This is a genomic window from Crocosphaera sp. UHCC 0190, from assembly GCF_034932065.1.
Classification (GTDB): domain Bacteria; phylum Cyanobacteriota; class Cyanobacteriia; order Cyanobacteriales; family Microcystaceae; genus UHCC-0190.
Genome location: NZ_JAYGHP010000006.1, coordinates 83,997 through 110,297 on the forward strand (window position 1 = coordinate 83,997; position 26,301 = coordinate 110,297).

Annotated in this window: 27 protein-coding genes; 13 read left to right on the forward strand and 14 right to left on the reverse strand. The window is 39.7% G+C overall.

Going from position 1 to position 26,301, the window contains the following annotated elements; genetic code table 11:
- The first annotated feature begins 135 nt into the window (after positions 1 to 135).
- The gene (locus VB715_RS10855; RefSeq protein ID WP_416336930.1) at positions 136 to 2,295 is read left to right on the forward strand and encodes a BamA/TamA family outer membrane protein; all 2,160 of its coding nucleotides are present in this window, start codon (positions 136 to 138) and stop codon (positions 2,293 to 2,295) included.
- A 336-nt stretch (positions 2,296 to 2,631) separates the two neighbouring features.
- On the opposite strand, the gene VB715_RS10860 is transcribed toward VB715_RS10855, so the two are convergent.
- On the reverse strand, positions 2,632 to 5,505 hold the full coding sequence (locus tag VB715_RS10860; RefSeq protein WP_323301225.1) for a tetratricopeptide repeat protein: 2,874 nt from the start codon (positions 5,503 to 5,505) through the stop codon (positions 2,632 to 2,634).
- Positions 5,506 to 5,595: 90 nt separating this feature from the next.
- Positions 5,596 to 5,952 carry a hypothetical protein gene (locus VB715_RS10865; RefSeq protein ID WP_323301226.1) on the reverse strand — a complete coding sequence of 119 codons (357 nt, stop codon included), beginning with the start codon at positions 5,950 to 5,952 and terminating at the stop codon, positions 5,596 to 5,598.
- 200 nt (positions 5,953 to 6,152) lie between these two features.
- Between VB715_RS10865 and lpxC the strand changes: the two genes are divergently transcribed.
- On the forward strand, positions 6,153 to 6,971 hold the full coding sequence (gene lpxC / locus VB715_RS10870) for a UDP-3-O-acyl-N-acetylglucosamine deacetylase (protein WP_323301344.1): 819 nt from the start codon (positions 6,153 to 6,155) through the stop codon (positions 6,969 to 6,971).
- Between the two features lie 5 nt (positions 6,972 to 6,976).
- Here lpxC and VB715_RS10875 read toward each other — a convergent pair whose 3' ends face one another.
- Positions 6,977 to 7,750, reverse strand: coding sequence for a class II glutamine amidotransferase (locus VB715_RS10875; protein WP_323301227.1), 774 nt, complete (start codon positions 7,748 to 7,750; stop codon positions 6,977 to 6,979).
- 258 nt (positions 7,751 to 8,008) lie between these two features.
- Here VB715_RS10875 and VB715_RS10880 point away from each other — a divergent pair, with 258 nt between their 5' ends.
- From VB715_RS10880 to VB715_RS10895, 4 genes are read left to right on the forward strand one after another with little or no spacing between them, the layout of a single operon-like run.
- Positions 8,009 to 8,176 carry a hypothetical protein gene (locus VB715_RS10880; RefSeq protein WP_323301228.1) on the forward strand — a complete coding sequence of 56 codons (168 nt, stop codon included), beginning with the start codon at positions 8,009 to 8,011 and terminating at the stop codon, positions 8,174 to 8,176.
- Positions 8,166 to 8,687, forward strand: coding sequence for a DUF1003 domain-containing protein (locus tag VB715_RS10885; RefSeq protein ID WP_323301229.1), 522 nt, complete (start codon positions 8,166 to 8,168; stop codon positions 8,685 to 8,687). The genes VB715_RS10880 and VB715_RS10885 overlap by 11 nt, the downstream gene beginning before the upstream one ends.
- A 45-nt stretch (positions 8,688 to 8,732) precedes the next feature.
- Positions 8,733 to 9,827, forward strand: coding sequence for a calcium/proton exchanger (gene cax / locus VB715_RS10890; RefSeq protein ID WP_323301345.1), 1,095 nt, complete (start codon positions 8,733 to 8,735; stop codon positions 9,825 to 9,827).
- A gap of 29 nt (positions 9,828 to 9,856) precedes the next feature.
- A complete protein-coding gene (locus tag VB715_RS10895; RefSeq protein WP_323301230.1) occupies positions 9,857 to 12,325 on the forward strand; it encodes a plasma-membrane proton-efflux P-type ATPase in 2,469 nt (822 codons plus the stop codon).
- Positions 12,326 to 12,429: 104 nt separating this feature from the next.
- Here the strand turns inward: VB715_RS10895 and fba are convergent, their stop codons facing one another.
- On the reverse strand, positions 12,430 to 13,509 hold the full coding sequence (fba, locus tag VB715_RS10900) for a class II fructose-bisphosphate aldolase (RefSeq protein WP_323301231.1): 1,080 nt from the start codon (positions 13,507 to 13,509) through the stop codon (positions 12,430 to 12,432).
- Positions 13,510 to 13,750: 241 nt separating this feature from the next.
- On the opposite strand from fba, the gene VB715_RS10905 reads away from it, so the two are divergent.
- Entirely contained in the window at positions 13,751 to 13,975 is a 225-nt protein-coding gene (locus tag VB715_RS10905) for a CopG family transcriptional regulator (protein ID WP_323301232.1), read from the forward strand.
- The gene (locus tag VB715_RS10910) at positions 13,962 to 14,297 is read left to right on the forward strand and encodes a type II toxin-antitoxin system PemK/MazF family toxin (protein ID WP_323301233.1); all 336 of its coding nucleotides are present in this window, start codon (positions 13,962 to 13,964) and stop codon (positions 14,295 to 14,297) included. The genes VB715_RS10905 and VB715_RS10910 overlap by 14 nt, the downstream gene beginning before the upstream one ends.
- On the opposite strand, the gene plsY is transcribed toward VB715_RS10910, so the two are convergent.
- From plsY to VB715_RS10955, 9 genes are all read right to left on the reverse strand, one after another.
- Positions 14,294 to 14,950, reverse strand: a complete 657-nt coding sequence (gene plsY / locus VB715_RS10915; protein WP_323301234.1) for a glycerol-3-phosphate 1-O-acyltransferase PlsY — start codon at positions 14,948 to 14,950, stop codon at positions 14,294 to 14,296. The genes VB715_RS10910 and plsY overlap by 4 nt on opposite strands.
- Positions 14,951 to 14,966: 16 nt before the next feature.
- Positions 14,967 to 16,157 (reverse strand): DUF3086 domain-containing protein, encoded by a 1,191-nt coding sequence (locus VB715_RS10920; RefSeq protein ID WP_323301235.1) that lies wholly within the window; start codon positions 16,155 to 16,157, stop codon positions 14,967 to 14,969.
- Positions 16,158 to 16,234: 77 nt separating this feature from the next.
- On the reverse strand, positions 16,235 to 16,627 hold the full coding sequence (locus VB715_RS10925) for a DUF3119 family protein (protein ID WP_323301236.1): 393 nt from the start codon (positions 16,625 to 16,627) through the stop codon (positions 16,235 to 16,237).
- A 158-nt stretch (positions 16,628 to 16,785) separates the two neighbouring features.
- A complete protein-coding gene (lnt, locus tag VB715_RS10930) occupies positions 16,786 to 18,360 on the reverse strand; it encodes an apolipoprotein N-acyltransferase (protein ID WP_323301237.1) in 1,575 nt (524 codons plus the stop codon).
- A gap of 99 nt (positions 18,361 to 18,459) precedes the next feature.
- The gene (locus VB715_RS10935) at positions 18,460 to 19,014 is read right to left on the reverse strand and encodes a hypothetical protein (protein WP_323301238.1); all 555 of its coding nucleotides are present in this window, start codon (positions 19,012 to 19,014) and stop codon (positions 18,460 to 18,462) included.
- A 93-nt stretch (positions 19,015 to 19,107) separates the two neighbouring features.
- On the reverse strand, positions 19,108 to 19,713 hold the full coding sequence (locus VB715_RS10940) for a GerMN domain-containing protein (protein ID WP_323301239.1): 606 nt from the start codon (positions 19,711 to 19,713) through the stop codon (positions 19,108 to 19,110).
- Between the two features lie 49 nt (positions 19,714 to 19,762).
- Entirely contained in the window at positions 19,763 to 20,641 is an 879-nt protein-coding gene (locus tag VB715_RS10945) for a DUF2993 domain-containing protein (RefSeq protein ID WP_323301240.1), read from the reverse strand.
- A gap of 21 nt (positions 20,642 to 20,662) precedes the next feature.
- The gene (locus VB715_RS10950; protein ID WP_323301241.1) at positions 20,663 to 21,265 is read right to left on the reverse strand and encodes a hypothetical protein; all 603 of its coding nucleotides are present in this window, start codon (positions 21,263 to 21,265) and stop codon (positions 20,663 to 20,665) included.
- 53 nt (positions 21,266 to 21,318) lie between these two features.
- A complete protein-coding gene (locus VB715_RS10955) occupies positions 21,319 to 21,681 on the reverse strand; it encodes a hypothetical protein (RefSeq protein ID WP_323301242.1) in 363 nt (120 codons plus the stop codon).
- Between the two features lie 165 nt (positions 21,682 to 21,846).
- Between VB715_RS10955 and VB715_RS10960 the strand changes: the two genes are divergently transcribed.
- From VB715_RS10960 to VB715_RS10980, 5 genes are all read left to right on the forward strand, one after another.
- On the forward strand, positions 21,847 to 22,692 hold the full coding sequence (locus VB715_RS10960) for an alpha/beta fold hydrolase (RefSeq protein ID WP_323301243.1): 846 nt from the start codon (positions 21,847 to 21,849) through the stop codon (positions 22,690 to 22,692).
- 99 nt (positions 22,693 to 22,791) lie between these two features.
- Complete coding sequence (gene psbQ, locus VB715_RS10965; protein WP_323301244.1) at positions 22,792 to 23,238, forward strand: photosystem II protein PsbQ; 447 nt, start codon at positions 22,792 to 22,794, stop codon at positions 23,236 to 23,238.
- Positions 23,239 to 23,334: 96 nt separating this feature from the next.
- Positions 23,335 to 24,429: an FAD-dependent oxidoreductase gene (locus tag VB715_RS10970; RefSeq protein ID WP_323301245.1), complete on the forward strand. Its 1,095-nt coding sequence runs from the start codon at positions 23,335 to 23,337 to the stop codon at positions 24,427 to 24,429.
- 30 nt (positions 24,430 to 24,459) lie between these two features.
- The gene (locus VB715_RS10975; RefSeq protein WP_323301246.1) at positions 24,460 to 25,539 is read left to right on the forward strand and encodes a hemolysin family protein; all 1,080 of its coding nucleotides are present in this window, start codon (positions 24,460 to 24,462) and stop codon (positions 25,537 to 25,539) included.
- A 125-nt stretch (positions 25,540 to 25,664) separates the two neighbouring features.
- On the forward strand, positions 25,665 to 25,808 hold the full coding sequence (locus VB715_RS10980) for a hypothetical protein (protein WP_323301247.1): 144 nt from the start codon (positions 25,665 to 25,667) through the stop codon (positions 25,806 to 25,808).
- A 258-nt stretch (positions 25,809 to 26,066) separates the two neighbouring features.
- Here the strand turns inward: VB715_RS10980 and VB715_RS10985 are convergent, their stop codons facing one another.
- Entirely contained in the window at positions 26,067 to 26,279 is a 213-nt protein-coding gene (locus VB715_RS10985; RefSeq protein ID WP_323301248.1) for an aspartate kinase, read from the reverse strand.
- Between the last annotated feature and the right edge of the window lie 22 nt (positions 26,280 to 26,301).

The window sequence follows — 26,301 nt, forward strand, 5'->3', positions numbered from 1 at the left end:
TATAGCTTGATTGGGTGTGTGGACGTGTCAAACGAGATCAAAAAGTTACATTTCTTTCCCTTCCTGGGGATCATTCTGGCAACAACTGCGATATTGGTGGCAGGAAAACCTGTTCACGGGGAAGATCTGCCCTCGATGGTAAGCTTGAGTGAAGCGGAACCCTCCCTAGATTTTCCCGATCCTTTGGGGTTAGAAACTGCATCTGATGAACCTTCTGAGACGATGGAACCCTTTCCCAAGGTGTTTAGCTTAGAAAAAGCCATTGCCGCAGAATCACAACCTGTGACCCCTGCTGAGTCAGAGTCACCCCCAAGATCGGAACCAGGGGCCACGGAAGAAACCCCAACGGAAGATCCTAATACTCCGCCACCGCCAAACATTCCGGAACCTGTCCCCCCCCCAGAGGAGAGTCCCAGTCCCGATGCTCCACCAGTCCCAGAGGGGTTGCAACCGCCACCCCAAGAAGGGGAAGGAAGCAGCCAAAATGAGCCACGGGTATTGGTGGTAGAAGTGCTGATCGAGGGGGTCAACGAAGAATTAAAAAATTTAGTCTATAATACCCTTCAAACCAGACCAGGACGCACGGCTACCCGTTCTCAACTGCAAGAAGATGTTAACGCTATCTATGCCACCGGATTTTTTGCCAATGTGAAAGTAACCCCCGCCGATACGCCTCTAGGGGTACAAATTACCTATACTGTAGAAGCTAACCCTGTCTTAAATAATGTGGTGGTTAATACCGTCCCTGAGCTTGAAGACAAGCGGGCTTTACCTCCCGAAGTCATTCAAGAAATCTTTGGCACTCAATACGGTAAAATCCTCAATCTACGAGATTTACAAGAGGGGATCAAAAAACTCAATGAATGGTATGCCGAAAAAGGCTTTGATCTGGCCCAGGTGATCGGTTCCCCTGAAGTCAGTGATGATGGCGTTGTCACCCTAATTATTGCTGAAGGGGTGATTGAAAATATTCAAGTGCGGTTCTTTGATGCGGAAGATGAACCTGTTGACGGCAGAACCCGTGATTTTATCGTTACCCGTGAGATGCAACTCAAACCAGGGAACGTATTCAACCGCAGGACGGCCCAATTTGATTTACAGAGGATTTTTGGCTTAGGTTTGTTTGAAGATGTACGAATTTCCTTTAGTCCAGGGGAAGACGCTAGAGAAGTCATCGTTAACGTCGATGTGGTAGAAGGTAATACCGGATCATTAGCCGCAGGGACTGGGATCAGTTCTACTAGCGGACTGTTTGGGACGGTGAGTTATCAAGAACAAAACCTAGGGGGCAATAACCAAACCATCGGGGGAGAAGTGCAAGTCGGGGAACGGGAATTGCTCTTTGATGTCAATTTTACCGATCCTTGGATTGCGGGCGATCCCTATCGGACAGCTTACACGGTAAACGGGTTCCGCCGTCGTACCATTTCCCTCGTCTATGATGGGGATGACTCCTCCATTAGAACCCTCAACGGCTTTGATAGTCCTAGGGTTGTGCGCTCAGGGGGTGGGGTTTCCTTTGCTCGTCCTTTATCTGATAATCCCTTTCTCAAACCAGACTGGCGACTGACGGCCGGCGTTAACTATCAACGGGTCCTGATTGAAAACTCTGATGGTGACATTGCTCCCCTTTCTGCTCCCCTTAATGGCTTTCCTGAACAACCCCTGTCCTTTAGTGATTCGGGACGGGATGATATTTTCACCTTAACCTTTGCTGCGGCTCAAGATTTCCGCAACAACCCCTTACGGCCTACCAGTGGTTATGTGGTGCGCTTAGGAATAGAACAAACGGTTCCGGTGGGGTCAGGAAATATCGGGTTTACTCGTTTACGGGGTAACTATAGTTACTACATTCCCGTAGATTTTGTTGATTTAGGGTTTATTGAGGAAGATCAGCCTAAACCCCAAGCTCTGGCTTTTAATGTTCAAGCAGGAACGGTTTTTGAAGATTTACCTCCCTATGAAGCCTTTGTAATCGGGGGTAGTAATTCGGTGCGGGGTTACAATGAGGGGGAATTGGGTAACGGACGCAGTTACTTCCAAGCTACGGCTGAATACCGTATTCCGATTATTCCTTCTGTCGGGGCGACTCTCTTTTTTGACTACGGTACCACTATTAAATCTCAACGCTCTGTCCGAGGTATTCCTGGGGTTGTGCGGGGTTTACCCAGTGATGGCTATGGTTATGGTGTTGGGCTTAGAATTCAATCCCCTGTAGGGCCCATTCGGGTAGACTATGGGATTACTAATGAGGGTGACTCTCGTGTCCATTTTGGTATTGGGGAACGATTCTAAATTGTGCGCCTATAACCCCTATTTTCACGGTCAAAAATTATGACTTGGCAGCTTAAATTAATCTGTTCTTGTTGTATTGATTTAATTTGTAGGGGCATGGCATCATTAATCTCAGGATGAAACCTAAACAATTATATTGCCATGCCCAAACCCATTATTAATAATTTAATTAATTTATTGTATCGATAATTAAATTGGGGCATGGCAATTTATAAATGATGTATGGGGTCAATAATTGGTTATCGATAATTAAATTAGGGCATGGCAATTTATAAATTTTGGATGGGGTCAATAATTGGTTAATGCCATGCCCCTACAATAATTCATAATAATTCATTAATGACGCAACCTTCTAACCAACCACCGCAACCCTAACCAAACATAATAAAAGGGTAAAATCAACAGTCTTAAAACCCCTTGAATTAATCCTAATAATAGTCGTTTCCAGGGGTTGCGTCTTTGGGACAACATTATCCTATAATTTTGATGAAAGGTTTGGGTATTAGGATGATTTTCTCCTAATCTTTCTCGACTAATATTAATTGCTTGTAAATAGAGAGGTTCTGCTTCTTCGTACCTTCCTTGGGAATCGTACAAAGCTGCTAAATTGTTGAGGGAAGTAGCGACATCGGGATGATTGTCTCCTAATAGTCGTTTCCACAGTTCTAATGCTTGTAAAAAGAGAGGTTCTGCTTCTTCGTACCTTCCTTGGAATTTGTACAAAGCTGCTAAATTGTTGAGGGAAGTAGCGACATAGGGATGATTGTCTCCTAATAGTCGTTTCCACAGTTCTAATGCTTGTAAAAAGAGAGGTTCTGCTTCTTCGTACCTTCCTTGGGAATCGTACAAAGCTGCTAAATTGTTGAGGGAAGTAGCGACATCGGGATGATTGTCTCCTAATAGTCGTTTTTTCAGTTCTAATGCTTGTAAATAGAGAGGTTCTGCATCTTCATACCTTCCTTGGGAACGGTATAATTCTGCTAAATTGTTGAGAGAAGTAGCGACATCGGGATGATTGTCTCCTAATAATCGTTTACTCAATTCTAATGCTTGTAAATAGAGAGGTTCTGCATCTTCGTACCTGCCTTGGGATTTGTACAATAATGCTAAATTGTTGAGGGAATAAGCGACATGGGGATGATTGTCTCCTAATAGTCGTTTCCACAGTTCTAATGCTTGTAAATAGAGAGGTTCTGCATCTTCGTACCTTCCTTGGGAACGGTATAATTCTGCTAAATTGTTGAGGGAAGTAGCGACATGGGGATGATTGTCTCCTAATAGTCGTTTTTTCAGTTCTAATGCTTGTAAATAGAGAGGTTCTGCATCTTCGTACCTTCCTTGGGAACGGTATAATTCTGCTAAATTGTTGAGGGAAGAAGCGACATCGGGATGATTGTCTCCTAATAGTCGTTTTCTCAATTCTAATGCTTGTAAATAGAGAGGTTCTGCATCTTCGTACCTTCCTTGGGAATTGTACAAACCTGCTAAATTGTTGAGGGAAGAAGCGACATCGGGATGATTGTCTCCTAATAGTCGTTTTCTCAATTCTAATGCTTGTAAATAGAGAGGTTCTGCATCTTCGTACCTTCCTTGGGAATCGTACAAAGCTGCTAAATTGTTGAGGTAAGTAGCTACATTGGGATAATTGTCTCCTAATAGTCGTTTTTTCAATTCTAATGCTTGTAAATAGAGAGGTTCTGCATCTTCGTACCTTCCTTGGGATTTGTACAAAGCTGCTAAATTGTTGAGGTAAGTAGCGACATCGAGATGATTGTCTCCTAATAGTCGTTGACTCAGTTCTAATGCTTGTAAATAGAGAGGTTCTGCATCTTCGTACCTTCCTTGGGAATCGTACAAAGCTGCTAAATTGTTGAGGGAAGTAGGGACATCGGGATGATTGTCTCCTAAGCGTTTTATCACAACTTCTAGACATTTTTTAGACCAAGGTTCTGCACTTAAATACAATCCTTGACCATTAAAAAAGCGACTTAAACTAATAAATACCCTAATAATTTGTTTATCTGTAACTGACTGTTGTAGCTGTACCTTAAATTGTTCAAAAGATGAGGAAGGGGAGTTAGGAATAGTTTCACTTAAATAGTTCCCTAATTCTTCTAAATGGAGGATGAAGAAACGATAAAAATCAATCTGTTCTAGGGTGGGAGATTGGTTAATATTTTGGAAAATAGCGATTAAATTTTGACTAAAAGTATTCATGAGAGAAAAAGCAGCAGACTCTACTAATTTCTCCTGCAAAAAGAGACGAACCAGTGCATGAATTTTATAATATTCGTCTGTATCATCCCGTTGTAAAAGATGATAACTATATAGTTCCTTCTTTCCTTCGTTTAACTCATCCGTCGATAGATTTAAAGGTGTTCTATTTTCTGCTAAATCTTCCCCAATAGCTACATATTCTACTACCTCCCAAACAATCTCTTTAGGAGAGAATAAACTGAGGAACATTCCCACTTGTTGAGTAATAGGGTTGAGTTTCTCCCAAGTGAAAGCAAAGACCTTTTTAATCTTGTATTCGCTTTTTTCTTGTAGAGAAGCATCTTCTAGTCCCTTGGTTTCTAGCTGACTTAATAGACTAACCAAAGATAAATCAGGATCATTTCTTAAATATCCCCCAATTAACTGTATTCCCAAAGGTAAATACTCCAACCATTCGCATAATTTAGCTGCATTTTCGGGTTCTTTTTGGGTTCGTTTATCTTTGTCACCAAGTAACTTAGTTAACAGTTCTAATGCTTCTGTATCCGAGAGAATATCTAAAGGGATAGTCTGAAAATAATTAGGGTCTAAATTTCGTAAACGAGTTGTTACTAAAAGACGAAAGCGTTTATCTTCTGGAATAGATTCCAGTAAATTTTCAATGTTAGTAATATCATCAAAAACCACCAAAACCAAACCATCAAAAGGATAATGTTGCCAACAATAATTAATCTGTTGCTTTACCGATAAAGGTCTATCTTGATAATCTTTAAAAGGAACATCCAGCTTAAGTTCTACTTGGAAAAATTGCAGAACTTCTAAACTAATATCATTGACACCTTCGCTTAACCAAATAATTCCCCCAGGATAATTATTTTGATATTTATTAGCATATTGACTCGCCAACTCAGTCTTACCAATACCTCCAACTCCTGCAACTGCAGAAATCGCCACCATATCCCCTCGTTTTAAGTCTTCTTCTAGACGCATCATTTCTGTTTCTCGTCCCACAAAATAACGAGAACAAAAGGGGATACGTTTTGGGGGAGTTTTGTTTACCAGTTCCCCAACAGGTGACTTTATTCAGTTAAAATTCTGAGTAAAATTTGTGATATTTGACCCCGCTTCTGCAATAAAACCGACATTTTTCATATATTTAATTACTTGAGGATTTTTGTTGTTTTCCTGCGCTACCTTTTCAGCAATAGCTTTCACCTCAGCATCATTTTCAATTAAAGTTGCCATTACCTCTATCGTTTCTGGTAACGCTGCGGGGTTAGACGCTGCTGCTTGTAATTGTTGTAAAGTATCAGGATGTTCTCTTTCAATAAGTCGCTTAAATTTGTCTATAGTACCATCTAGGGCAATTTCACCCACACGGTTTAAAGCACCTGTTATAGTAATGGTAACAATAGTAGCAAGAAGGGTTAAAGGTTCCATCGGTAAAATACGGAGATCATGGCAGGACTAATCTTATTTTAGTGCCAAATAAAGATAAATTGTGACATAATTATGTCAGGTTATCGAAACTTATACTGTATTTCGACTACGCTCAATAACAGCTTGCCGAAGTATGCTTATGTTACAGTATTAATAACTCAAATGAAAACAGGATAAATCAATTTTATAGAGGAGTGATGATGACATCAACGATTGAAAAAGGCTTTACATTATCAGGAATTGGTTTACATTCTGGGGCAATTACTCAAGTAACAATTTTACCCGCAAAATCTGGAGAAGGACGTTATTTTGTGCGGGTAGATTTACCAGAAAAACCCATCATTCCTGCTCAAGTTTCTTCAGTCAAACAAACAACTTTATCAACAGAATTAGGCTCTAATAATGCTACGGTTCGCACCGTAGAACATTTATTAGCTGCTTTGGTAGGTTGTGGTATTGAAAATGCTCGAATTGAAATTGATGGCCCCGAAGTTCCCTTATTAGATGGATCAGCTAAAAATTGGGTTGATGCTATTATTAAATCGGGTCTGAAACCGTCGAAAATAGTGCCAGGAAGCCCCATTAATGAACCTATATGGGTTAGGGATGGAGATGCTTTTGTAGCGGCCCTTCCTGCCCCAGAAATGCTGTTTAGCTATGGGGTTGATTATCCCTATGAAGCGATTGGTAATCAATGGATTAGTTGGAATCAAAAAAAAGAATCTTTTGTCGATTTTATTGCCCCTGCTAGAACTTTTGGATTTGCTGATCAGATTGAACAATTAAAACAAGCAGGGTTAATTAAAGGAGGTAATTTAGAGAATGCTTTAGTTTGCGATCGCAATGGTTGGGTTAATCCTCCTTTACGGTTTGAAAATGAACCTGTACGTCATAAGTTATTGGATTTGGTAGGAGATTTAAGTTTATTAGGAACTATCCCTCAAGCTCATTTTTTAGCTTATAAAGCAAGTCATAAACTTCATGTTGAGTTGGCTAAAAAAATTCAAGAAATCTCTTAATTTAGTTAGCTAATTTTGAGAGGTAAACCATCTTGAAAAGCGATTAATTGATTAGGTTGTAAGGGTGTCCAAACTTCATTATCTGTTAAGGGAGTGGTCGCAATAACTGCCACGCGATCGCTTTCACGGGTCAATGCTTGAAAGTCTACCGTAACATCTTGATCAATTAAATGGGCAGCCCCAAAAGGAGCTTGTCTAATGATATAATGTAATTTAGTGGAACAATGGGCAAAAAATGACTCCCCATCAGATAATAAATAGTTAAAGATTCCCAGATTAGCTAAGGATAAAGTAATCTCATTCAAGGCATGGTAAAGTATCGCTAAAGGGGGCTTTTCCTGGGGGAATTCTTGACGTAGTTTATTTAAAATAAAACAAAAAGCTTGTTCACTATCCGTCGTTCCCACAGGTTGATAAAATTGAGAATTATTAGGCTCAAAATCTGGTAAATCTCCATTATGAGCAAAAACCCAATATCGTCCCCAAAGTTCCCGTCGAAAAGGATGACAATTGTCTAACCTAATTTCTCCCTTAGTTGCTTTACGAATATGAGCAATAACATGGGTAGAATGGATAGGATAGCGTTTCACTAAGTCAGCAATGGGAGAGTTTGTAGATGGTTTTGCATCTAAAAATAATCGGCATCCTTTCCCTTCAAAAAAAGCAATTCCCCAACCATCTTTATGTTCATCTGTTTGTCCTCCTCGCGTACAAAAACCCTCAAAAGAAAAACAAATATCAGTTGGGATATTACAATTCATTCCTAATAATTGACACATAATAATCTGAGAGAGTTTAGGGATATTTTTACTTGAAATTTTAGGATTCTTGATTTTTTTTCATCGCTCAATGTGGTAACTAATATATGAAATTAGCTAGAGAGATTTTGGTAATTTCCCTCTATATTACCATTATTAATATGAAATTTTTTCAACCATTTATATTTACAGTTTCCGTTGAGTTCAATATCATCCCAAGTTTCGGCGACCCCATTAACAGTACAGAGAGTTAAGGTGATAATATCAAATAAAAATTAGATGGGCCAATTAATCTCTTTGCGTCGAGGTGTAAAGCGACAAGTTTGTTACCATTCCGGTGACTCTCCGGCTTTAGTCTTTGTTTATGGCGGATTGGGAAATCGCTTTAATTGGCGATCGCAGTATGAGTTTTTTGTAACACAGGGAAGGGAAGCTAATGGCTTATAGACATCCACTCCGCCCCAAAGTGAGTCCAGAAGAATATAAACTACTACTGAGACTCCGAGAACGAAAACCCGCACAAAATCCCCCTAAACCAATCATCAAGATGGGCGATCGCTTATCTGATGGTTTTGCTGCCGTTATGGGATCTTGGCGTTTTATCATTATTCAATCGGTTATTTTATCAATTTGGGTGATGCTGAATGGGGTTGCTTTTGTTAAGCATTGGGACCCCTATCCTTTCATTTTGCTTAATTTAGTGCTTTCTTTTCAAGCTGCTTATGCTGCACCAATTATTATGATGAGTCAAAATCGCCAAGCAGCAGTTGATCGCCAAGAAGCTAAACACGACTACGAAGTTAATATGAAGGCTGAATTAGAAATAGGATTACTTCATGATAAAGTAGACCTTCTGAGAGAACAAGAAATAGTTGAACTCAAAAACTTATTGTTAAAACAGCAGAAACAGATTGAACAACTTGAAGAATTTATTAGACAAAAGGAGAGCAGCGAATGACTCTTAAACTTAACAGCAAATAATAAGGAGAAACTTTTGTTAAAAATAACTTTTGAAAAAAGCGTCGCTCTATTTCTTTTAATTTTAGTGCCACTTTCTATCGCAGCAGATGTTCTGAATTGGGACAAGAGTTTTAGTTTTATTTATTCAGTTTTATCGATTATTCCCTTGTCCATTGGGTTAAGTATCGCTACGGAGAAAGTGGCGATTTTTACCGGGCCAACCCTAGGGGGTTTAGTCAATGCTATTTTTGGCAGTGCTACCACATTAATTATTGCATTTGTTGCTTTAAAAGAAGGATTAGTTGATCTGGTCAAAGCAAGTATTACAGGCAGCATTTTAAGCGATTTACTGCTCTTTTTAGGATTAGCTATGTTGACAGGAGGAATTCGTTATAAAGAACAAGAATTTCAACCAATTCTAGCGAGAGTCAACGGATTATCTATGACTTTAGGAGTGATTGCGATCGCCTTACCCACACTAGCGATTAATACCTCAAATTTAGTTGATCCCAAAGCAATTGAGCAAATCTCTGTGATGGTAGCAACTGTCTTAATTATCGTCTATGGATTAACCTTATTATTCTCCTTAAAAACTCACAGTTATCTTTATGATGTTAGTGTAGCAATTGAAACTGAATCAGATTCCTTAGAAGGACAAAAACTAACAGGTGTTTATCATCAGTTATGGTTATGGATAATTGTACTTCTTCTGATGACAATGGGAGTGGCTTTTGAATCGGAATTATTTGTCAAAGATCTTGATTCTGTTATCGATGGATTCGGTTTTACACCATTATTTACTGGGGTAATTTTATTACCTTTAATTAGTGATGTAGCTGGCATTGTTACCGTAGTTCGATTAGCTTTAAAAAATCAGATGGATTTAACAGTGGCCACGGCTACAGGTGATAGTTTATTAATTACTTTATTGGTCGCGCCTTTATTGATTTTAGTAGGAGGAAGAATGAATCCAGGAATGGATCTTGATTTTAACTTTTTTGAGGTTGTTGCAATGGCTGTGGCTGTTACAGTTACTAATTTAATTAGTTTTAGTGGGCGTTCTAATTGGTTGGATGGAACTCTACTTTTAGCCACTTATTTTATTTTGGGAGTAAGTTTCTTTTATCATCCAGTATAATTTAAGGGAAACTAAGGAGTTGTTAGAAAATGAATAATACTAACGTTCTTTCCTCAGATTTATCCTTACCAGACTTGATGAAACAGTTGGGAACATCACCCAATGGACTCAATCAAACAGAAGTCGAAAGTCGCCTTTCTCAATACGGTTATAACGAATTAGAAGAAAAAACCGTTAATCCACTAATAGAATTTCTCTCTTATTTTTGGGGCCCTATTCCTTGGATGATTGAGGCAGCCGTTATCCTATCAGCATTAGTAGGAGATTGGACAGATTTTGGCATTATTTTATTATTATTAGTCGGAAATAGTGTCATTGGATTTTGGGAAGAAAAATCCGCAGGGGATGCCGTCGCGGCCCTTAAATCTCAACTAGCTCTTAATGCAACTGCCAAACGGGAGGGACATTGGACAACAGTACCAGCAAGGGAACTTGTCCCAGGAGATATCATCCGTCTCAAAATTGGGGATGTCTTACCTGCTGATGGACGCTTATTAGACTGTGATCCTCTCAAAATTGATCAAGCTTCCTTAACAGGAGAATCTCTCCCTGTGACTCACAAAACAGGGGATCAGGTTTACTCCGGTTCCATCCTCAAACAAGGACAAGCAGAGGCTGTCGTCAATGCCACAGGAGTTAATACCTTTTTTGGTAAAACAGCCAAATTAGTCGCCGAAACCGATAATGTGAGTCATTTCCAGAAGGCCGTTTTAAAAATTGGAGACTTTTTAATTATTGCGGCGATCGCCCTAGTTGGTATCATCCTCTTTGTCAGACTCTATGAAGGCGATCGCTTCTTCTCCTTGCTAAAATTCTGCTTAGTATTAACTGTTGCTTCCGTTCCCGTGGCTATGCCCACGGTTTTGTCGATTAGTATGGCAGTGGGGGCGCAAAACTTAGCCAAGAAAGATGTAGTAGTCACTCGCTTGTCTTCCATTGAAGAATTAGCGGGAATGGATATGCTATGTTCTGACAAAACCGGAACTCTGACTCTAAATCAATTAACTTTAGGCGATCCTTATACCCTAGAAGGGGTTAACGCCGAGGAAATGATTCTAGCGGCAGCCCTAGCATCCCAGTCAGAAAATGAAGATCCCATCGATTTAACCGTGATCGCTGGACTCAAAGATCAAACCCAACTTCAAGAGTATCAGATCCTGCACTTTACCCCCTTTGATCCCGTCAGTAAACGAACAGAAGCCCAGGTACAAGACCAAAACGGCAAGACTTTTAATGTGGCCAAAGGTGCGCCCCAAGTTATCTTATCCCTTGTCGTTAATACAGCAGACATAGAAGGGCCAGTCAATCAGGTGATCGAAGACTATGCCAAAAAAGGGTATCGGGCTTTAGGAGTAGCCCGCACTAACGATCTCGGACAATGGCAGTTTCTCGGTATTCTTTCCCTGTTTGATCCTCCTCGTCCTGATTCTAAAATAACCATTGAAGCTGCCCGTCGGTTTGGGGTTCCGGTGAAGATGGTGACAGGAGATCAAGTCTTAATTGCGCGAGAAACCTGCCGACAATTAGGCTTAGGTCAAAACATTCTCGATGCAGAAATGCTGAGAAATACTCCCGCTAGTCAACTATCTAACTTAAATGACGAAATCGAGCAAGCTGACGGGTTTGGTCAAGTGTTTCCCGAAGATAAATATCACATTGTTGATGTTCTCAAACATCGGGGTCATATTGTAGGCATGACAGGAGATGGGGTTAACGACGCGCCAGCACTAAAAAAGGCAGATGTGGGAATTGCTGTTTCTGGGGCGACAGATGCGGCCCGTGCGGCGGCAGATATTGTTTTGCTGGCCCCTGGACTTTCAGTGATTATTGATGCTATTCGGCTGAGTCGCCAAATTTTCGCCCGCATGACTAGCTATACCATTTACCGAGTCATTGAAACCATTCGCGTGTTGGTATTTACCACCTTAGCGATTCTTTTCTTCAATTCCTATCCCTTAACGGCTGTAATGATCGTGTTTTTGGCTTTACTTAATGATGGAGCATTAGTCAGCATTGCTTACGATCGCGCTCCTACATCGCAAACTCCCCAATCATGGGATATGACCAGAACATTAGGGATTTCAGCCGCTTTAGGACTTATTTGTGTTTTCGAGACGTTTATTCTTTATTACCTGGCCGAAAAAGTCTTTACCATTCCCAAAGATCTCATCCCTACCTTAGTTTATTTAAACCTTGCCGTCGGGGGAATGATGACCATTTACGCTACTCGTGTCGAGGGGCATTTCTGGTCGATGAAACCTGGCAAAGCTTTGTTATTATCAACAGGAACAGCAGCTTTAATCTCAACCCTGATGGCAATTTTCGGAATTTTTATTCCTGGCATTGGGTTTCCTTGGACAGCCGCCAGTTGGGGTTATGGGTTTATCTGGTTTTTAGTGATTGACCGGGCAAAATTAGGTCTTTATGCTATTTTCGACCGGAAAGAACCGATCTTTGGTAAAAAATATTTGGAGCGTTGGCAGAGGTTTAGAATGTAAGAAGTTATGAGTTGTCTCAGCGATTAAAAAAATTGGGCAACTTATAAAGCTACCCAAAGCATTTAATTATGAACCATGATTAAATCGCTAATTCTAGTCAAAGACTAGACAGCAACGGCTTTCTTGGTTCCAGCAGTTAATTCACCTTTAGCATACTTAGCAGCATAATCATCAAGGGACATTTGCTTGATCTTACTAGCATTGCCAGCAGTCCAGAATTGCTGATAACGATCAAGACAAACTTGCTTCATGTAAGTGATAGAAGGCTTCATGAAGTGACGGGGGTCAAAGTTAGAAGGATCTTTAGCCGCAGCTTCACGAATAGCAGCAGTGATCGCTAAACGGTTATCTGTGTCAATATTGACTTTACGAACCCCACTCTTAATACCTTTCTGAATTTCTTCAACAGGTACACCGTAGGTTTCAGGAATCTTACCACCGTATTGGTTGATCATATCAATCCATTCCTGGGGAACAGAGGAAGAACCGTGCATCACAAGGTGAGTATTCGGCAGAAGCGCGTGAATTTCTTGAATACGGCTAATGGCTAAAACATCGCCAGTCGGTTTTTTGGTGAATTTATAAGCACCATGACTGGTACCGATCGCAACTGCGAGGGCATCAACTTGAGTTTTGGTAACAAATTCTACCGCTTCTTCGGGATCAGTTAATAATTGATCATGGGAAAGCGCGCCTTCAAAACCGTGGCCATCTTCAGCTTCACCTTTACCAGTTTCGAGGGAACCTAAACAACCCAGTTCACCTTCCACACTAGCACCCACAGAGTGAGCCACTTTTACGACTTCAGCAGTAACGCTAACGTTGTACTCAAAACTGGCAGGGGTTTTAGCATCCGCTTCTAAGGAACCGTCCATCATAACACTGGTAAAACCATTGCGGATAGCACTGTAGCAGGTTGCAGGGCTGTTACCATGATCTTGGTGCATAGCAATGGGAATATGAGGATAGCTTTCTGCCGCGGCTAAAATTAAATGACGGAGGAAGTTTTCCCCTGCATATTTACGGGCACCACGAGAAGCTTGTAAGATAACGGGGCTATCGGTTTCGTCAGCAGCCTGCATGATCGACAGGATTTGCTCTAAATTGTTAACATTAAATGCAGGAATACCATAACCGTTCTCTGCCGCGTGATCTAAAAGCAGCCGCATAGGTACGAGTGCCATATATGTCCTCCTAGTCTATTTCTTATTTTTTGTGAGCGAGTCGTTAAGAAAATTAATTCTCTTATCTGTTAATCTTAAGATATATTTCACTATTTGACTAACCTGATTTGGAAGTTTTTTTAATACATATTTTAGTTATTTTGTCAAGTTAATTTTTAATAAATTTCGGGGCAATTTAGTGCTTTTTGGCGAAATAGACTAACATTAAGTAGGAAGGTATTATCCCACTCATTTTCCTACCATGACGGCTCAAAAGTTATCGATTTCCTTACCACCATCCCAGGTGCAATTTATCGAGAATTATAAGATTAGCAAAGGTTGTAAATCTCGCTCGCAGGTCATCGAGAAAGCCTTAGCATTACTACAAGAAAAAGAATTAGAAGCAGCTTATAAACAAGCAAGTCAGGAAATTGACGAAGTTTGGGAAATAACCGTAACTGATGGACTAAGCAATGAAACGTGGTGAGATTTACTACGCTAACCTTGATCCTGCTATGGGTTCAGAAATGGCAAAACGCCGTCCTGTTTTGATTGTAAGCAATGATATAAATAATCGTGCTGCTTCTACCATCACTATTCTTCCCCTTACCTCTAATGTTACTCGTGTTTATCCCTTTGAGGTTTTGATACAACCCTCTGAGAGTGGTTTACCCGTCCCTTCTAAAGTGCAAGCACAACAGGTAAGAACCATCTCTAAAGAACGTATTCAGGAGTCAGCGATTGGAATCTTGAGTGAAGCCATTATGGAATTAGTAAATGCAGCCTTAAGACTTCATTTGGACATTTAGATCGGTTTTGCTTCTTCTTTCTGTAATTTTTGCCCAATTCTCGGTTCTGTTCCTTCCAAAAGACGAATAATATTAGTCCGATGACGAACAATTACATAAATTCCCACAATCACCCCAAATAAACAATAGGGTAAGGGTTGATTTAAGGCCACCATCATAATATTAACCGCGATTACTCCTGTGATGGAACTCAAAGAAACAATGCGAGAAATGGCCAACATTGCCAAAAAACTGCCAAGGGTTCCCAAAGCAATGATGGGGTTAAGCACCAACAAAACCCCTAAACTGGCGGCCACAGATTTTCCTCCGGTAAAATTGAGAAAAATGGACTTACTGTGACCCAAGACAGCCGCGATCGCTCCAAAAACCATTAACCAGGATTTCCATTCCAGGGGAACCAGGTCTACAGGGGACAAGAAAAACCATAATTTGATTAAAACAACCGCTAACATAGCTTTAGCGAGATCTACTGTTAAAACAAAGATAGCTGCTCGTTTACCAATGGTTCGCAGGACATTGGTGGCCCCCGTTGAACCAGAACCATGTTCTCGAATATCAATTCCTTCGAGGTACAATCCGGTAAAATAACCAGTGGGAATTGAACCGAGTAAGTAGTCAACTAAGATCAATAATGCACTAATTAGCCAAGCCATAGGTCAAAATCGTTTATTAATAGAGATAACTGGACATTTGTTGGGGATCAGGCGCAAACGCTAACCACAAAGGAAATTGTAAGAGAGAAAGGTTAATTTGTTCCTCTGTTTCGTCAATGATGACTATGGGTAGAAATTGCTCCTCGACCAACCTCTCCGCCTTCTGTATTAGTGCTTCTGGGGACTCAAATAAGACTACACCCTTTTCTGGACCAAAGTCACCGCGAGAAATGCCTAAACAGTCTTGTAGTCCTCGTCGCCATTCTCCCAGTCTTTCGGGACTATTGGCTAGGATAAGGAAGCGAGTGCGATCGCCATGTAACTGATTAAGCACCGAAATTACGGCTGAGGCCACTAAAATATTTTGTAGGCGACTACCCATAGAACGAATAGTTCCCCGTCCCCCTTGCTTAAAGAACCATTGTTGCACACGCTCGGCGTGAATGGGTTCAAAGGTACGACGCAATTGCCAAGGCGGCCCATAATAATCAGGATTTTTGCGATACTGATCAAGAATTTGTTGAATTCTGCGGGTTTGCTCTGCAAAAGCTTGGGGCGCAAACTGGGCATTAGGGGAACTTGGGGGGGGAGGTGTCGGGGTTTCGGGGGGAGTTGTCCAAGTTTCTCCCGTCGGTAATTCTAATTGTTCCGCAGCGGCCGCTAAATCTTGTAAACTCCCAACCAGATAATCTTTAAACCCTTGTACCCGAATCGCTAAATCCTGGGAAATTCCGGCAAAAGTAGTCTTCATTTCCTCCCGAATGCGATCTCGACGGCGTTCGAGTTGTTCAACGGACATTTCTAGAGTTTGTTTTTGTTGCTGAAGTTCTTTTAACCCTTCTTGAACCATTTGACGCAAAACTTGTTCAATATCTTGGGTTTGTTCCACCAGTTTTTGGGCTTTCCTGATTTCTAAAGCTTCAATTTCTGCGGTTAATGCTTTTTTTTGCTGTTGTAGGGAGTCAACTTGTTGGCTGAGTTGTTGAATCTGAGTTTCTAGGTTTAGAGTTGCTTGGGGTTGAGGGTTGAGGGTTGAAGCGATCTCAACAGGTAATTCTGTGGCTGAGGTTTCCTTATTTTCGGAAGCAGGAAGGATCAGAGGTTCAAGTTTTTCCTCGTCTGGTGAAAGGGGGAAATTTTCGACGAAGTTTTCTTCAACATCAGGAGTTATGTCTGGTTTGGGGGACTGGGAGGGGTCTGAATTCATTAATCCAAAATTTAGTTAAACGGATCGGCTGAAAGATCTTAAAATGTTTTATGATTTTTGACGACACCGATTAACTTTTATTTTATCAGGGGACAGCGTTCTTCTAAACAAGCTTTTAGGGTTTTGGGATCAAAAATAATCGGCAGAAAGTGAATGCTGTTGACTTCCCGAAAATAAAATAAAATGGGGACGGGATTCCAGAAAATACGCCAGTTTGTCCATTCAGCATAGGGGAAGTGGCGAAGAAGCTTACTGGAACGGTAAACATCTAAGGAGGTTGGGGTAAACTGTAAGCGAATCGTTACGGTTTGTAATAAGAGAAATAGACCAAACAGAGCTAAGGGTAAGCTGAACCAAGGTTGTACTAAGAGAAGGGGAATCGCAATTGCGATCAAAACCAGAGGAATTTTGTAGCTAGGGGCTAATTCAATGGTTTGTTCGCCTACGGAGGGTGAAGTGAGAGAAGTCATCGGTTTTTTTGAAGTTAGGTTTTTTGATTAATTAGTCTTATCTTAGCATTTTTTGCGGTTAAATATTTCCCTAGGATAACTAAAATAATTCTCAAACAGCGTTTCTATAAATTGTATTTTGGTAGGGGCGATTCATGAATTGCCCCTACAGACATTGCTTAAAGTTTTATCAATACCAAAAAGCCTGAAATAAGACATAATATTATGCTTAACCAATCTCCCCATTTAACATATAAGGTTTGGGTGTTTCTGCGATAAATTGTATCTTGATGTAATTGGTAGGTATTAAGATCAGATATCCATAAAGTATCCCCGTGAGGATTAATAATTGCGGAATATCCTGTATTGGTTGCTCTGGCCATCCATCTATCGGTTTCAATGGCGCGAATGATATCCTGTGCATGATGTTGGGCGGGCATTATTTGACTATAATGGGCATTATTGGAAGCGGTAATAATAAACTCTCCTCCTGCTTTTGCTTGGCGACGAAAATGCTCACTAAAGGCAGATTCATAACAAATTCCTGTAATAGCTTGACCAAAAGGAGTCTTAAAAATTTGATCTGGTTTTCCTGCTGCTAAATGACTATCTAAGGGAGAAAGTCTATTAATGATTTTACCGAGAATGTTTTCAAAAGGGATATATTCACCTAAAGGCACTAATTTGACTTTATCAAAGCGACTTAAGATTTTACCTGTTTCTGTAATCATCAATAAACTATTAGTATAACTTGTTCCTTGACTACCAAATGCTCCTAAAATTACAGGGACTTTTTTGTTTAAAATTGCCGTATAAAATGAACTATTATTAACAATATAATTCCAATCAAAGGGTAAGGCGGTTTCTGGGGTAATTACTAAATCAACATCTTGAATAGCTAAGGTTTCATAGCCTTTTGTATAACCTTCAATGGCTTTTTTCCATCCTTCAGGATAAAGTTTAATAGTATTGGGGATATTTCCTTGAATAATTCCGACTTTAATGGCTTGATTCTCATTATTAATAATAGGTTGATTATATAATAATAATCCAATTAAATGTAAGCTAATAAACATTAAGATTGCAGTGATTAATAAACTTAAAGATTGAGCTTTATTTTTATGATTGTTTTGCCCTAAGATAAGGGACTCTGCTATCAAACCATTAACGGCAACAATAGCAGCAGTTACGGTTGAATAACCGGATAATTTAGTCAGTTGTAAAATCCCTAAATTATGGGGACTCTGAGTATAAGATAAAGAAGTCCACCATAAAGCACCTTGATTCCAAATTAATTCTAACAAACACCAGATAGCTGCCCCAACAATTACCCTTGAAATTGCTTTAATTAATCCATTTTTAAAGCCTAATTTATTAGTATTTTTTAGATTAAACCAACGGATTAAAAATGACCAAAAAGTAACTAATATCGCACCCCAAACTGTAATAAAAACCCAACAAAATGCAGCAATAAATAAACTTACTAACCAAGGAACTCCCATCCAAGTCATGGGATGAATTCCGGTAATCCAGAATAAAGCAAAACCATGATAACAAAATCCCCAAACAAATGCCATCAAGGTTTTTGGACTGAAAATAAAATTTTTTAGAGTTAATTTAGGGTTATTTTTATCATCTAAAATTGTGAATAACCACAAGGGAATTAAGGCGATCCAAGCCAAATAAAAAGCAGAAAATGGAGCCGTTGTCAACCCCATTAATAAACCACTGAAAGCGACTAATAAAATTTTCATGTTTTAGGAAAAAAATTAATAAATTAGACCATCAATGGTCAAGCTAAACAAACAAAGTCCGCCTTCGCGGACTTATTTGAGTTGATAAATATGAGATAATTACTCTTCAGTATAGGCGGGAAATAAATCGCGGGGAAAATCTTGTGCCGCCAAACAAGTATCCATCGCTTTAACAGGTGTTATATCTGAAACTTGTCTAGCAGAAGCAATCACACATTGCGAATAAAAACCTGGTTGTAAACTAGCACGACAGGAATTTAATAAGGTTAATAAAGCGGTTTCATTGCTATTAGTTTCTGGGTCAACATTGGCCAGACTAGGAAATTGATGATAAATATCCGCCACACAGTTACCTAAGTCAATAGGTCGTCTAACCTGATAACAAGCTCTTAAAGAGTCATTCCCCTTAATAGGAGTTGCAAGACCAATCATACTAACACATTGAGATAATTCTTTGGGAATTAGTGCATCAGAACAAGCAATGGCAGCATCATTGCCTGATACCTGATATTTTTCCAATTGTGTAATACAGACACTAAACTGGTTCCAACCATCAGCTTTAGCGGGTGAAGGTGCAAGACTCAAAAGCAACAAACTAGCGGGAAGGGGAATAATAGCGCAGACACGAAGTAAACGGGTGAATAAGCTTATCATAGGGATTTGAGGAATTATCTAGACCAGATTAATCAATCATCTTGGATTTTAACAAAAGATTTTTGCTCGTCAATCAAAATCCCGATGTTCCTGTTACAATTCAAAATTTTCTTCAAACCATTGACGGGTCATAGGTTGTTCAATCATCAATCCTTCTCCTCCTAACACATCCAAAGGTTTTCCGTCAACGGATAACCAAACTTTGGCTTTAGGTTCTAAACTGGTGGCTGTATACAAAAGTTGAGCTAAACGACCAGTCATCGAAGCACTGCCGCCCCCTGTGGTAAATTCTGAAGATAGATTGAGATGGACTCCTTCTTTGTCTAATTTGAGGCTTAGTAGCTTGGTATTTGGGGGAATGGTAGTAGATTCATTCTCAGTATTTGACCCCGATAATAAGCCTTCTAATGCCGTTCGTAAGACTTCTTCAGCCGTCAGAGACTTTTGGGCGATAACCGGACTACTTTTTAATTTTAGGCGATCGCCTGTGGTATCTAACCAATAAATGGCTCCCCGTTGTTGAGTGCTTGACTCTTGGTTAACTGGACTTTCTGTAGGGTTTGGGGAAGTGGTTTGAGGGGACTGGGTTAAATTATTTAAGGCCCACCAAGCGGCCCCACCTCCCGTTGCTAAAACGGCAGCAATGACTCCAGCAATAAAGGCGACGGAGGAACGACGTTGATGATTATTATCCTGCATGATCTTTCCCCTGAACCGTGTATAACTCTAATGACGATTTTAGCTTAGGTTACGGTTCCTCAGCCGAGGCCGGATTAAGGCGAAAAAATGCCACAATATCTAAAGTATCCTCATTGAGATTTAACTTTAAAATTCTGGCTATGAAGCCTTGATTTTCAAAAATTGCTAAATCTAATTGTTGATTAATGCCTTCCGTTAACAGTCCTAAAAATCGTTGTGATAATTTTCTTTCGTTGAGGGTAGCACTGAGATCAATGAGTTTAATAGAACGGCCTCCCTCCACTTGAAAACTCACTTCAGCCGTAATATCTAATTGATTACTTTCTTGTCCTTCTTCCGCTTCTTGTTTCAATTCTACTTCTAATCCTAAACGATTTTCTTGCAAAAAATTGAGGCGTAATTTTACAATTTCAAACCGAGGAGCTTGTGGGGGAAGAACTTGATCTAACAGTTTTTGTATTTGAACTTTAATATTAGGAGATTCCAGGGCTTGATTGAGATCAGTTTCTTTGATCACCATGCGAAACGCCCCTTGAAAGGGTTTACGGAGAGATTCCCGTAATTTTTTAATCCCTCCCGGTTGTTGGATACGATTGAGATCGAAATCAAGGGGATCAGTTTCTAGTTCAAAAGAATCAATTCTCAGATTCTCAATGGGTTCGAGGCCACGACTAGCAATACGAATGCGATCAACTTTCCCCTGAATGGGTTGATAACTGGGGGTATTATCAACCCGAACCGCTAATTCTTCAACCCCGGCAACTTGGGCCCGTAGGGTGTTAGCGACAACAGTATCGACAATGAACCCCACCGGGGTAATGGCCGCAATGAAACTGGAGAGAAGAATGGTAAACCATTCCATAGGACAATAATTTCCCCAAAAATGTTCTACGTTGAGAGTAACATAACCTGAGTGCGGGGTGGGCAATGCCCACCCCGCAATTTTTGATTATTTATGACAGCGATCGCTCGAATTATAAACAATGCTACTAAAACGTCCCTCAACAGTGCCGACTTCTACACAATAGCCAGTTTTATTTTCGATATAATAAGCACTTTTACCCCCTTCAAAAGTAACGGTATTGCGGTAAGTATAGCCTCTGGAAATTAATTGATTTTCGGCTTGTCCAGCCCTTGAACCCACTAAATCTTGCAACGCCGGAGGTGTGGTACTGTAAAGATTTTCAGGCGTGTTACCTTGAGAATGGGATGAAGAGGGTGCTTTTTCCCCCTGATAGACATAAACCGATTCTTTTTGTAAGCGAAAAATTAATGTTTCACCATCTATTTCTCGGATGACAGGTTTCCCATTTTGATCGGTATAGTTATTAGTGCCATTGGGTTTCAATTCGTAAGTTATCCCATCTTCCCGTCGAATGCTAATAAACCCTTGACGTTGAGAAAAGGTACAATTTACTACTTTAGAAACTTTATCTTCTCCTTTAGGATAAATGTCACAACGAGAGTCGATAGTGTCTGCTTGGACAATGACAGAAAAAGATAGGGTAGAAGCGATAATAATCGTTGATAAGACGGCGTTTTTATTGTTCATTGATAGGCAAAATTTGATCTCTTTAGCATCCCAAAATTATACTCCTTAATGCGTTACAATCTTCCTTCATTTACAGTCGAGAAAAAGTAGTTATAAAATTCGGTTCCCGTCGCCACATTGATCACAACAACTCGTTTTGTGTCTTTATCGTACATAACCCGAACTTTTTTATCTTGAGCCGTAAACATATTACCTGAAGTACGCTGCAACATTCCAGCAAAGAAAAACTCACCATCTTGAATTTGAACTGCAATTTGGTTGGGATTTTTTTGGGGAGTCATATACGTCTTTTGAGGTTGGCCAGACTGGGCAATCTCAATCGTGTTATTCTGTAAGGAACTAGCTTTAATGGGTAAGGAAATCCCGACTGTACCAATAATACAAATGATCGCTAATAAAGAGCTTGGAAATTTCATTGTTTTGCTCAAAAATTTTCAACGATAGGCACATTAACAGAGAGTACAAATATATGGTTTATTTGGCACCTTGCTGCATTATAAATGATTTGGTTGCTCAAAATTTGTCTAAAACCACTTTTTGAGGTTAACTAATGAAAACGATAACCAAGTATTGTTAACTTTATGAAAGAACAATCCCTACCTGTTGGTTCCCTGGACTGGTTTTATCGGGAAGTTACTCCCATCAATGATCTCAATAATGTTCCTGTGATGTTACTGCATGGCTTGCCCGCTCAGAGTTACACTTGGAGAGGGGTAATGGATATTTTAGGAGATAATGGGTTTCGGGCGATCGCCCCAGATTGGATCGGGTCAGGATTTTCGGCTAAACCGGATAAACGAGATTTTCCCTATACTTCATCAGCTTATCAAGAAGCATTAGGGGCCTTGATTGAAGCCTTAGAATTAGAAAAATTATCCTTGGTGGTGCAAGGGTTTCTGGCATCGGTGGCCCTACAATATGCCTTAACTCATCCTGAAAAAATTGAGCGTCTGATCATCCTCAATACGCCCCTATCTCCAACGGTTAAACTTCCTTGGGCTATGCAGCAATGGGCCTTGCCTTTTATGGGAGATATGGTAACACAAGATCCTTTATTGGTAGATCGCACCTTAGAGGGAGGCAGTGGGTTTGTGATTTCTGAGGAAGATTTAACGGTTTATCGTCAACCTTTCTTAAAAAGTTCCTCCGTGGGACGGGCCTTATTAACCACCACCAAGAATCTCAAACTATCTCAAACTATGGTAGAAATTGAAACGGGGTTAGGAAATTGGCAACATCCGACTTTGATTATTTGGGGAATGGCTGATCCTTGGTTATCTGCGGATATCCCCCAAAGATTGGCCGCTAATCACTCAAATATAGAATTTGTCAAGCTTGATCAGGCAAAACACTATCCCCAAGAACATTGGCCCAAAGAAGTTGGCGCGGAAATTGTTAACTTTTTACGTCGTCAGGTTTTTGCATAGCGACTTTTAAAGAGTTCTGAATTTATATTGACCAACTTACTAAATTCTTGCGAAAATCAACTGAGGAGTTTACTCAGTATCATACTAGAAATTAAAATTATGCCACGTCTTCGGTCTATTTTGTCCCTGTTGTTGGTTGCTGTTGCCATCTTCTGTGTCAGTTGCAGTGGCCCTCAAGCTAAGATCCCAACTACCTATTCCCCTGAGAAAATTGAACAATTACAAGTTCTCATTGAACCCATTCAAGAAGCACGGGAAAATATGTCAGTTCTCAAAGAGTTTATTTCTGAGCAAAATTGGATTGACACCCTTACTTATATTCATGGGCCTCTCGGTGGTTTACGTCGGGAAATGAGCAATTTAACTCGTGATTTATTACCCAAGGATCAAAAACAAGCTAAACAACTATCTCAAGATTTGTTTAGTGATTTTGAACGCCTTGATACTGCGGCTAAAGCTCGCAATAATACTGATGCTCAACGGCAATACCGTGATGCAGTAAATCACTTTGATGCCTTCTTAGATTTACTGCCGAAAGCCAGCTAATAAAGCCATCAGAGTTAATTAGCCTGATGATAGAATAAAATACCTAGGGGCATAATCAATTATGCCCCTATCCAATATGTAAATTATCTAAAAACTATGACCCGTATTGCCATTATTGGCGCAGGAATTATTGGGGCGGCGATCGCCTATGAATTGAGTTTACTTGATGGTTTAAATATTACCCTAATTGATGACAAATTCCCCGCTTCTGGTTCTACTGGGGCAGCATTAGGGGTATTAATGGGCATTATTAGCCATAAAACTCAGGGCCGAGGTTGGAAACTTCGTCAAACCAGTTTACAACGTTATGAAACCTTAATTCCTGAATTAGAATCATTAACGGGAAACCCTATTCCGGTTAATCGTCAAGGGATTTTAATGTTACGTTTTCAGGATGACTCAAGGGAAGGATGGGAAAGTTTAGTCAAACTTCGAGAGTCTCAAGGCTATTTGTTAGAAATTTGGGATAAAAATTCTCTCTTACAACGCTGTCCTCAAATTCAAAATAAGCGCATTATTGGGGCTATTTATTCCCCCCAAGATCGTCAAATTAATCCCACAATTTTAACTCAATCTCTGGTCACAGCAGCCGCTAAAAATGGGGTGAATTGTCAGTTTGGGATTAAAGTTCAAAAGATTATTCCAACAGCTTTAAATAATGGTCAATATTACCAACTGCAAACAACCCAAGAAACCTTAACAGTGGATTGGTTAATTATTGCCGCAGGGTTAGGATCAACGCCTTTAATTACCCCTTTGAAACCGATTGTAAAGATTCAACCCGTATTGGGACAAGCTTTACAAATTAAGTTAAATCACCCATTAGGAAAGGCGGATTTTCAACCGGTGATTACAGGGGAAGATGTCCATATTGTTCCAAGCAAAAATGATGAATATTGGCTCGGTGCAACGGTAGAATTTCCTGATCAAATGGGGGAAGTTGTGCCAGAATTAGAATTATTAGAACAGGTCAAACAACAAGCGATCGCCTTTTGTCCTATGCTTCGGGAAGGAACGGTGATCAAAACTTGGTTTGGTAAGCGTCCCCGTCCTGACGGAGAACCAGCACCAATTATTAAAGAATTACCTGATTATCCGCAAATTTTATTAGCAACAGGTCATTATCGTAATGGGGTATTATTGGCCCCCGCAACCGCTTTGATGATTCGAGAGCAAATAAAAAACAATTAAATCCGTAATCATTTTACTGAATAATTAATTATGTTGAATATCATTCTTGTGATCTTAATTATTCTCACAGGTTCTGCTATTTGTTCCTGTACAGAAACCGCATTATTTTCTGTTTCTAGCGTTAAAGTTAAACAGTTAGCTCAATCAAAAAAGCCCCAAGCAATAGCGTTACAATCAATTCGCGGCAAAATGAATCGTCCTATTGCCACAATTGTAATTATCAATAATATTTTTAATATTGTAGGCAGTATTATTATAGGAAGCTTGGCAACTGAAGTTTTTGGCGATGCTTTATTAGGACTATTTTCTGGCATTTTAACGTTTTTAATTATCATTTTTGGGGAAATTATTCCTAAAACTGTGGGGGAAAGATATGCGGAACCCATTGCCTTATTTGCGGCTATTCCTATTCAGTTTTTAACGGTGGTTTTTACTCCTATTGTTTGGTTAATGGAACAAATAACTTCACCTTTTACGAAAGGGAAAAAACTTCCCACAACTAATGAAGCAGAAATCCGCTTTTTAACAATGATAGGTTATAAAGAAGGGGTGATCGAAGGGGATGAAGCAGAGATGATTCATCGAGTATTTCAATTAAATGATTTAACGGCCGCAGTCTTAATGACTCCTCGGATAATTTTAACTTTTTTAAAAGGAGATTTAACCTTAGCTGAAGCTCAAAATGCTATTATTACATCTGAACATAGTCGTATTTTAATTGTTCAAGAATCAATCGATCAAATTTTAGGTTATTGTTTAAAAGATGAGCTTTTGACGGCAATTATTGAAGGAAATCAAGAAGAAAAAATAAGTAATTTCGTTCGCTCTGTTCATTATGTTCCTGAAATGATTAAAGCTGATAAACTATTAAAAAGTTTTCAAGATGCTCGTGAACATTTAATGGTAGTCTTAGGTGAATATGGTGGTGTTTCGGGAATCGTTACTTTAGAGGATGTTTTAGAAGTCTTGACAGGGGAAATTGTTGATGAAACCGATCGCATTGTCGATCTACAACAAATCGCTAAAAAAAAGCGCAATGTTCTCTTAAATGCCAGAGGAATAGCAGAAAAATCAATAGATACAAGCACAAACGATATTGTCAATAATTAAGACACAATTCTTAACGTCAGGAAAACTTATGGACATAACAAGAAATGCTGAAGCAGCAATTGGTTTATTTCCCTAAACTCCGTTCATAATAAATTGTATAGGAACAATTGAAAAACCATAGAATTATGTCTATAGAAATTGGCGACTTTCAACTATGCCTGATGTTAATAGGTAATGCAGTATTATGTTTACTGCTTCCCAGACTCTTAACCATGAATTGGTTAACGGCTTTTTCTGGTGATAATGTATCCACTTCCAAGGCAAGATAGGGAAGAAGAAAGTTCATCCCCACGTTGAAAAAACATCGAACGACAGTGGGTAAAGAATTTGGTTCTACAGAACTTGTTATGCTAAATCAACACCTACATACAGACTGAAGCCTGATACTATAGAAACCAGTTATCCCTTCCGAGACTAAATTGAACCCGCGTAGGCGGGTTTTGTCTGTATAGCTTAACCCTTAAGGGTTTGAGCCTATATTTTTTAATAGTTTTACATAGCAGATTCGGTAGAGCCAAGACATTTTACTAATTTTGTTTAAGGGTTTGCAACTGTTGAAGCAAAACGTCGATTTCAGCTTGTAAATGTAAATATTTGACTTGTTGTACTGCTTGATAGGATTTCCTTACTTGTTTCATCTGGTTATCTTCGCTTTTTGTCCCTAATGACTGCTTAATTGTGGGAGAAATGGCGTTTCGGGGGTTTTCTGAAGACGAACGAGAAAGGATTTGATTAGTCATAGAGGTTTTATTAAGTATATTT

Bases quoted from the DNA above. Each gene is read 5' to 3' on its own strand.
- VB715_RS10865 (WP_323301226.1), bottom strand. From the start codon at position 5,952: ATGGAACCTTTAACCCTTCTTGCTACTATTGTTACCATTACTATAACA.
- VB715_RS10935 (WP_323301238.1), bottom strand. From the start codon at position 19,014: ATGATAAGCTTATTCACCCGTTTACTTCGTGTCTGCGCTATTATTCCC.
- VB715_RS10980 (WP_323301247.1), top strand. From the start codon at position 25,665: ATGTCTATAGAAATTGGCGACTTTCAACTATGCCTGATGTTAATAGGT.
- VB715_RS10855 (WP_416336930.1), top strand. From the start codon at position 136: ATGGTAAGCTTGAGTGAAGCGGAACCCTCCCTAGATTTTCCCGATCCT.
- lpxC (WP_323301344.1), top strand. From the start codon at position 6,153: ATGACATCAACGATTGAAAAAGGCTTTACATTATCAGGAATTGGTTTA.
- VB715_RS10985 (WP_323301248.1), bottom strand. From the start codon at position 26,279: ATGACTAATCAAATCCTTTCTCGTTCGTCTTCAGAAAACCCCCGAAAC.
- VB715_RS10920 (WP_323301235.1), bottom strand. From the start codon at position 16,157: ATGAATTCAGACCCCTCCCAGTCCCCCAAACCAGACATAACTCCTGAT.
- VB715_RS10875 (WP_323301227.1), bottom strand. From the start codon at position 7,750: ATGTGTCAATTATTAGGAATGAATTGTAATATCCCAACTGATATTTGT.
- VB715_RS10940 (WP_323301239.1), bottom strand. From the start codon at position 19,713: ATGCAGGATAATAATCATCAACGTCGTTCCTCCGTCGCCTTTATTGCT.
- VB715_RS10860 (WP_323301225.1), bottom strand. From the start codon at position 5,505: ATGATGCGTCTAGAAGAAGACTTAAAACGAGGGGATATGGTGGCGATT.
- lnt (WP_323301237.1), bottom strand. From the start codon at position 18,360: ATGAAAATTTTATTAGTCGCTTTCAGTGGTTTATTAATGGGGTTGACA.
- VB715_RS10885 (WP_323301229.1), top strand. From the start codon at position 8,166: ATGGCTTATAGACATCCACTCCGCCCCAAAGTGAGTCCAGAAGAATAT.
- VB715_RS10955 (WP_323301242.1), bottom strand. From the start codon at position 21,681: ATGAAATTTCCAAGCTCTTTATTAGCGATCATTTGTATTATTGGTACA.
- VB715_RS10975 (WP_323301246.1), top strand. From the start codon at position 24,460: ATGTTGAATATCATTCTTGTGATCTTAATTATTCTCACAGGTTCTGCT.
- VB715_RS10970 (WP_323301245.1), top strand. From the start codon at position 23,335: ATGACCCGTATTGCCATTATTGGCGCAGGAATTATTGGGGCGGCGATC.
- plsY (WP_323301234.1), bottom strand. From the start codon at position 14,950: ATGGCTTGGCTAATTAGTGCATTATTGATCTTAGTTGACTACTTACTC.
- VB715_RS10880 (WP_323301228.1), top strand. From the start codon at position 8,009: ATGGGCCAATTAATCTCTTTGCGTCGAGGTGTAAAGCGACAAGTTTGT.
- VB715_RS10910 (WP_323301233.1), top strand. From the start codon at position 13,962: ATGAAACGTGGTGAGATTTACTACGCTAACCTTGATCCTGCTATGGGT.
- VB715_RS10895 (WP_323301230.1), top strand. From the start codon at position 9,857: ATGAATAATACTAACGTTCTTTCCTCAGATTTATCCTTACCAGACTTG.
- fba (WP_323301231.1), bottom strand. From the start codon at position 13,509: ATGGCACTCGTACCTATGCGGCTGCTTTTAGATCACGCGGCAGAGAAC.
- VB715_RS10960 (WP_323301243.1), top strand. From the start codon at position 21,847: ATGAAAGAACAATCCCTACCTGTTGGTTCCCTGGACTGGTTTTATCGG.
- VB715_RS10905 (WP_323301232.1), top strand. From the start codon at position 13,751: ATGACGGCTCAAAAGTTATCGATTTCCTTACCACCATCCCAGGTGCAA.
- VB715_RS10950 (WP_323301241.1), bottom strand. From the start codon at position 21,265: ATGAACAATAAAAACGCCGTCTTATCAACGATTATTATCGCTTCTACC.
- psbQ (WP_323301244.1), top strand. From the start codon at position 22,792: ATGCCACGTCTTCGGTCTATTTTGTCCCTGTTGTTGGTTGCTGTTGCC.
- VB715_RS10925 (WP_323301236.1), bottom strand. From the start codon at position 16,627: ATGACTTCTCTCACTTCACCCTCCGTAGGCGAACAAACCATTGAATTA.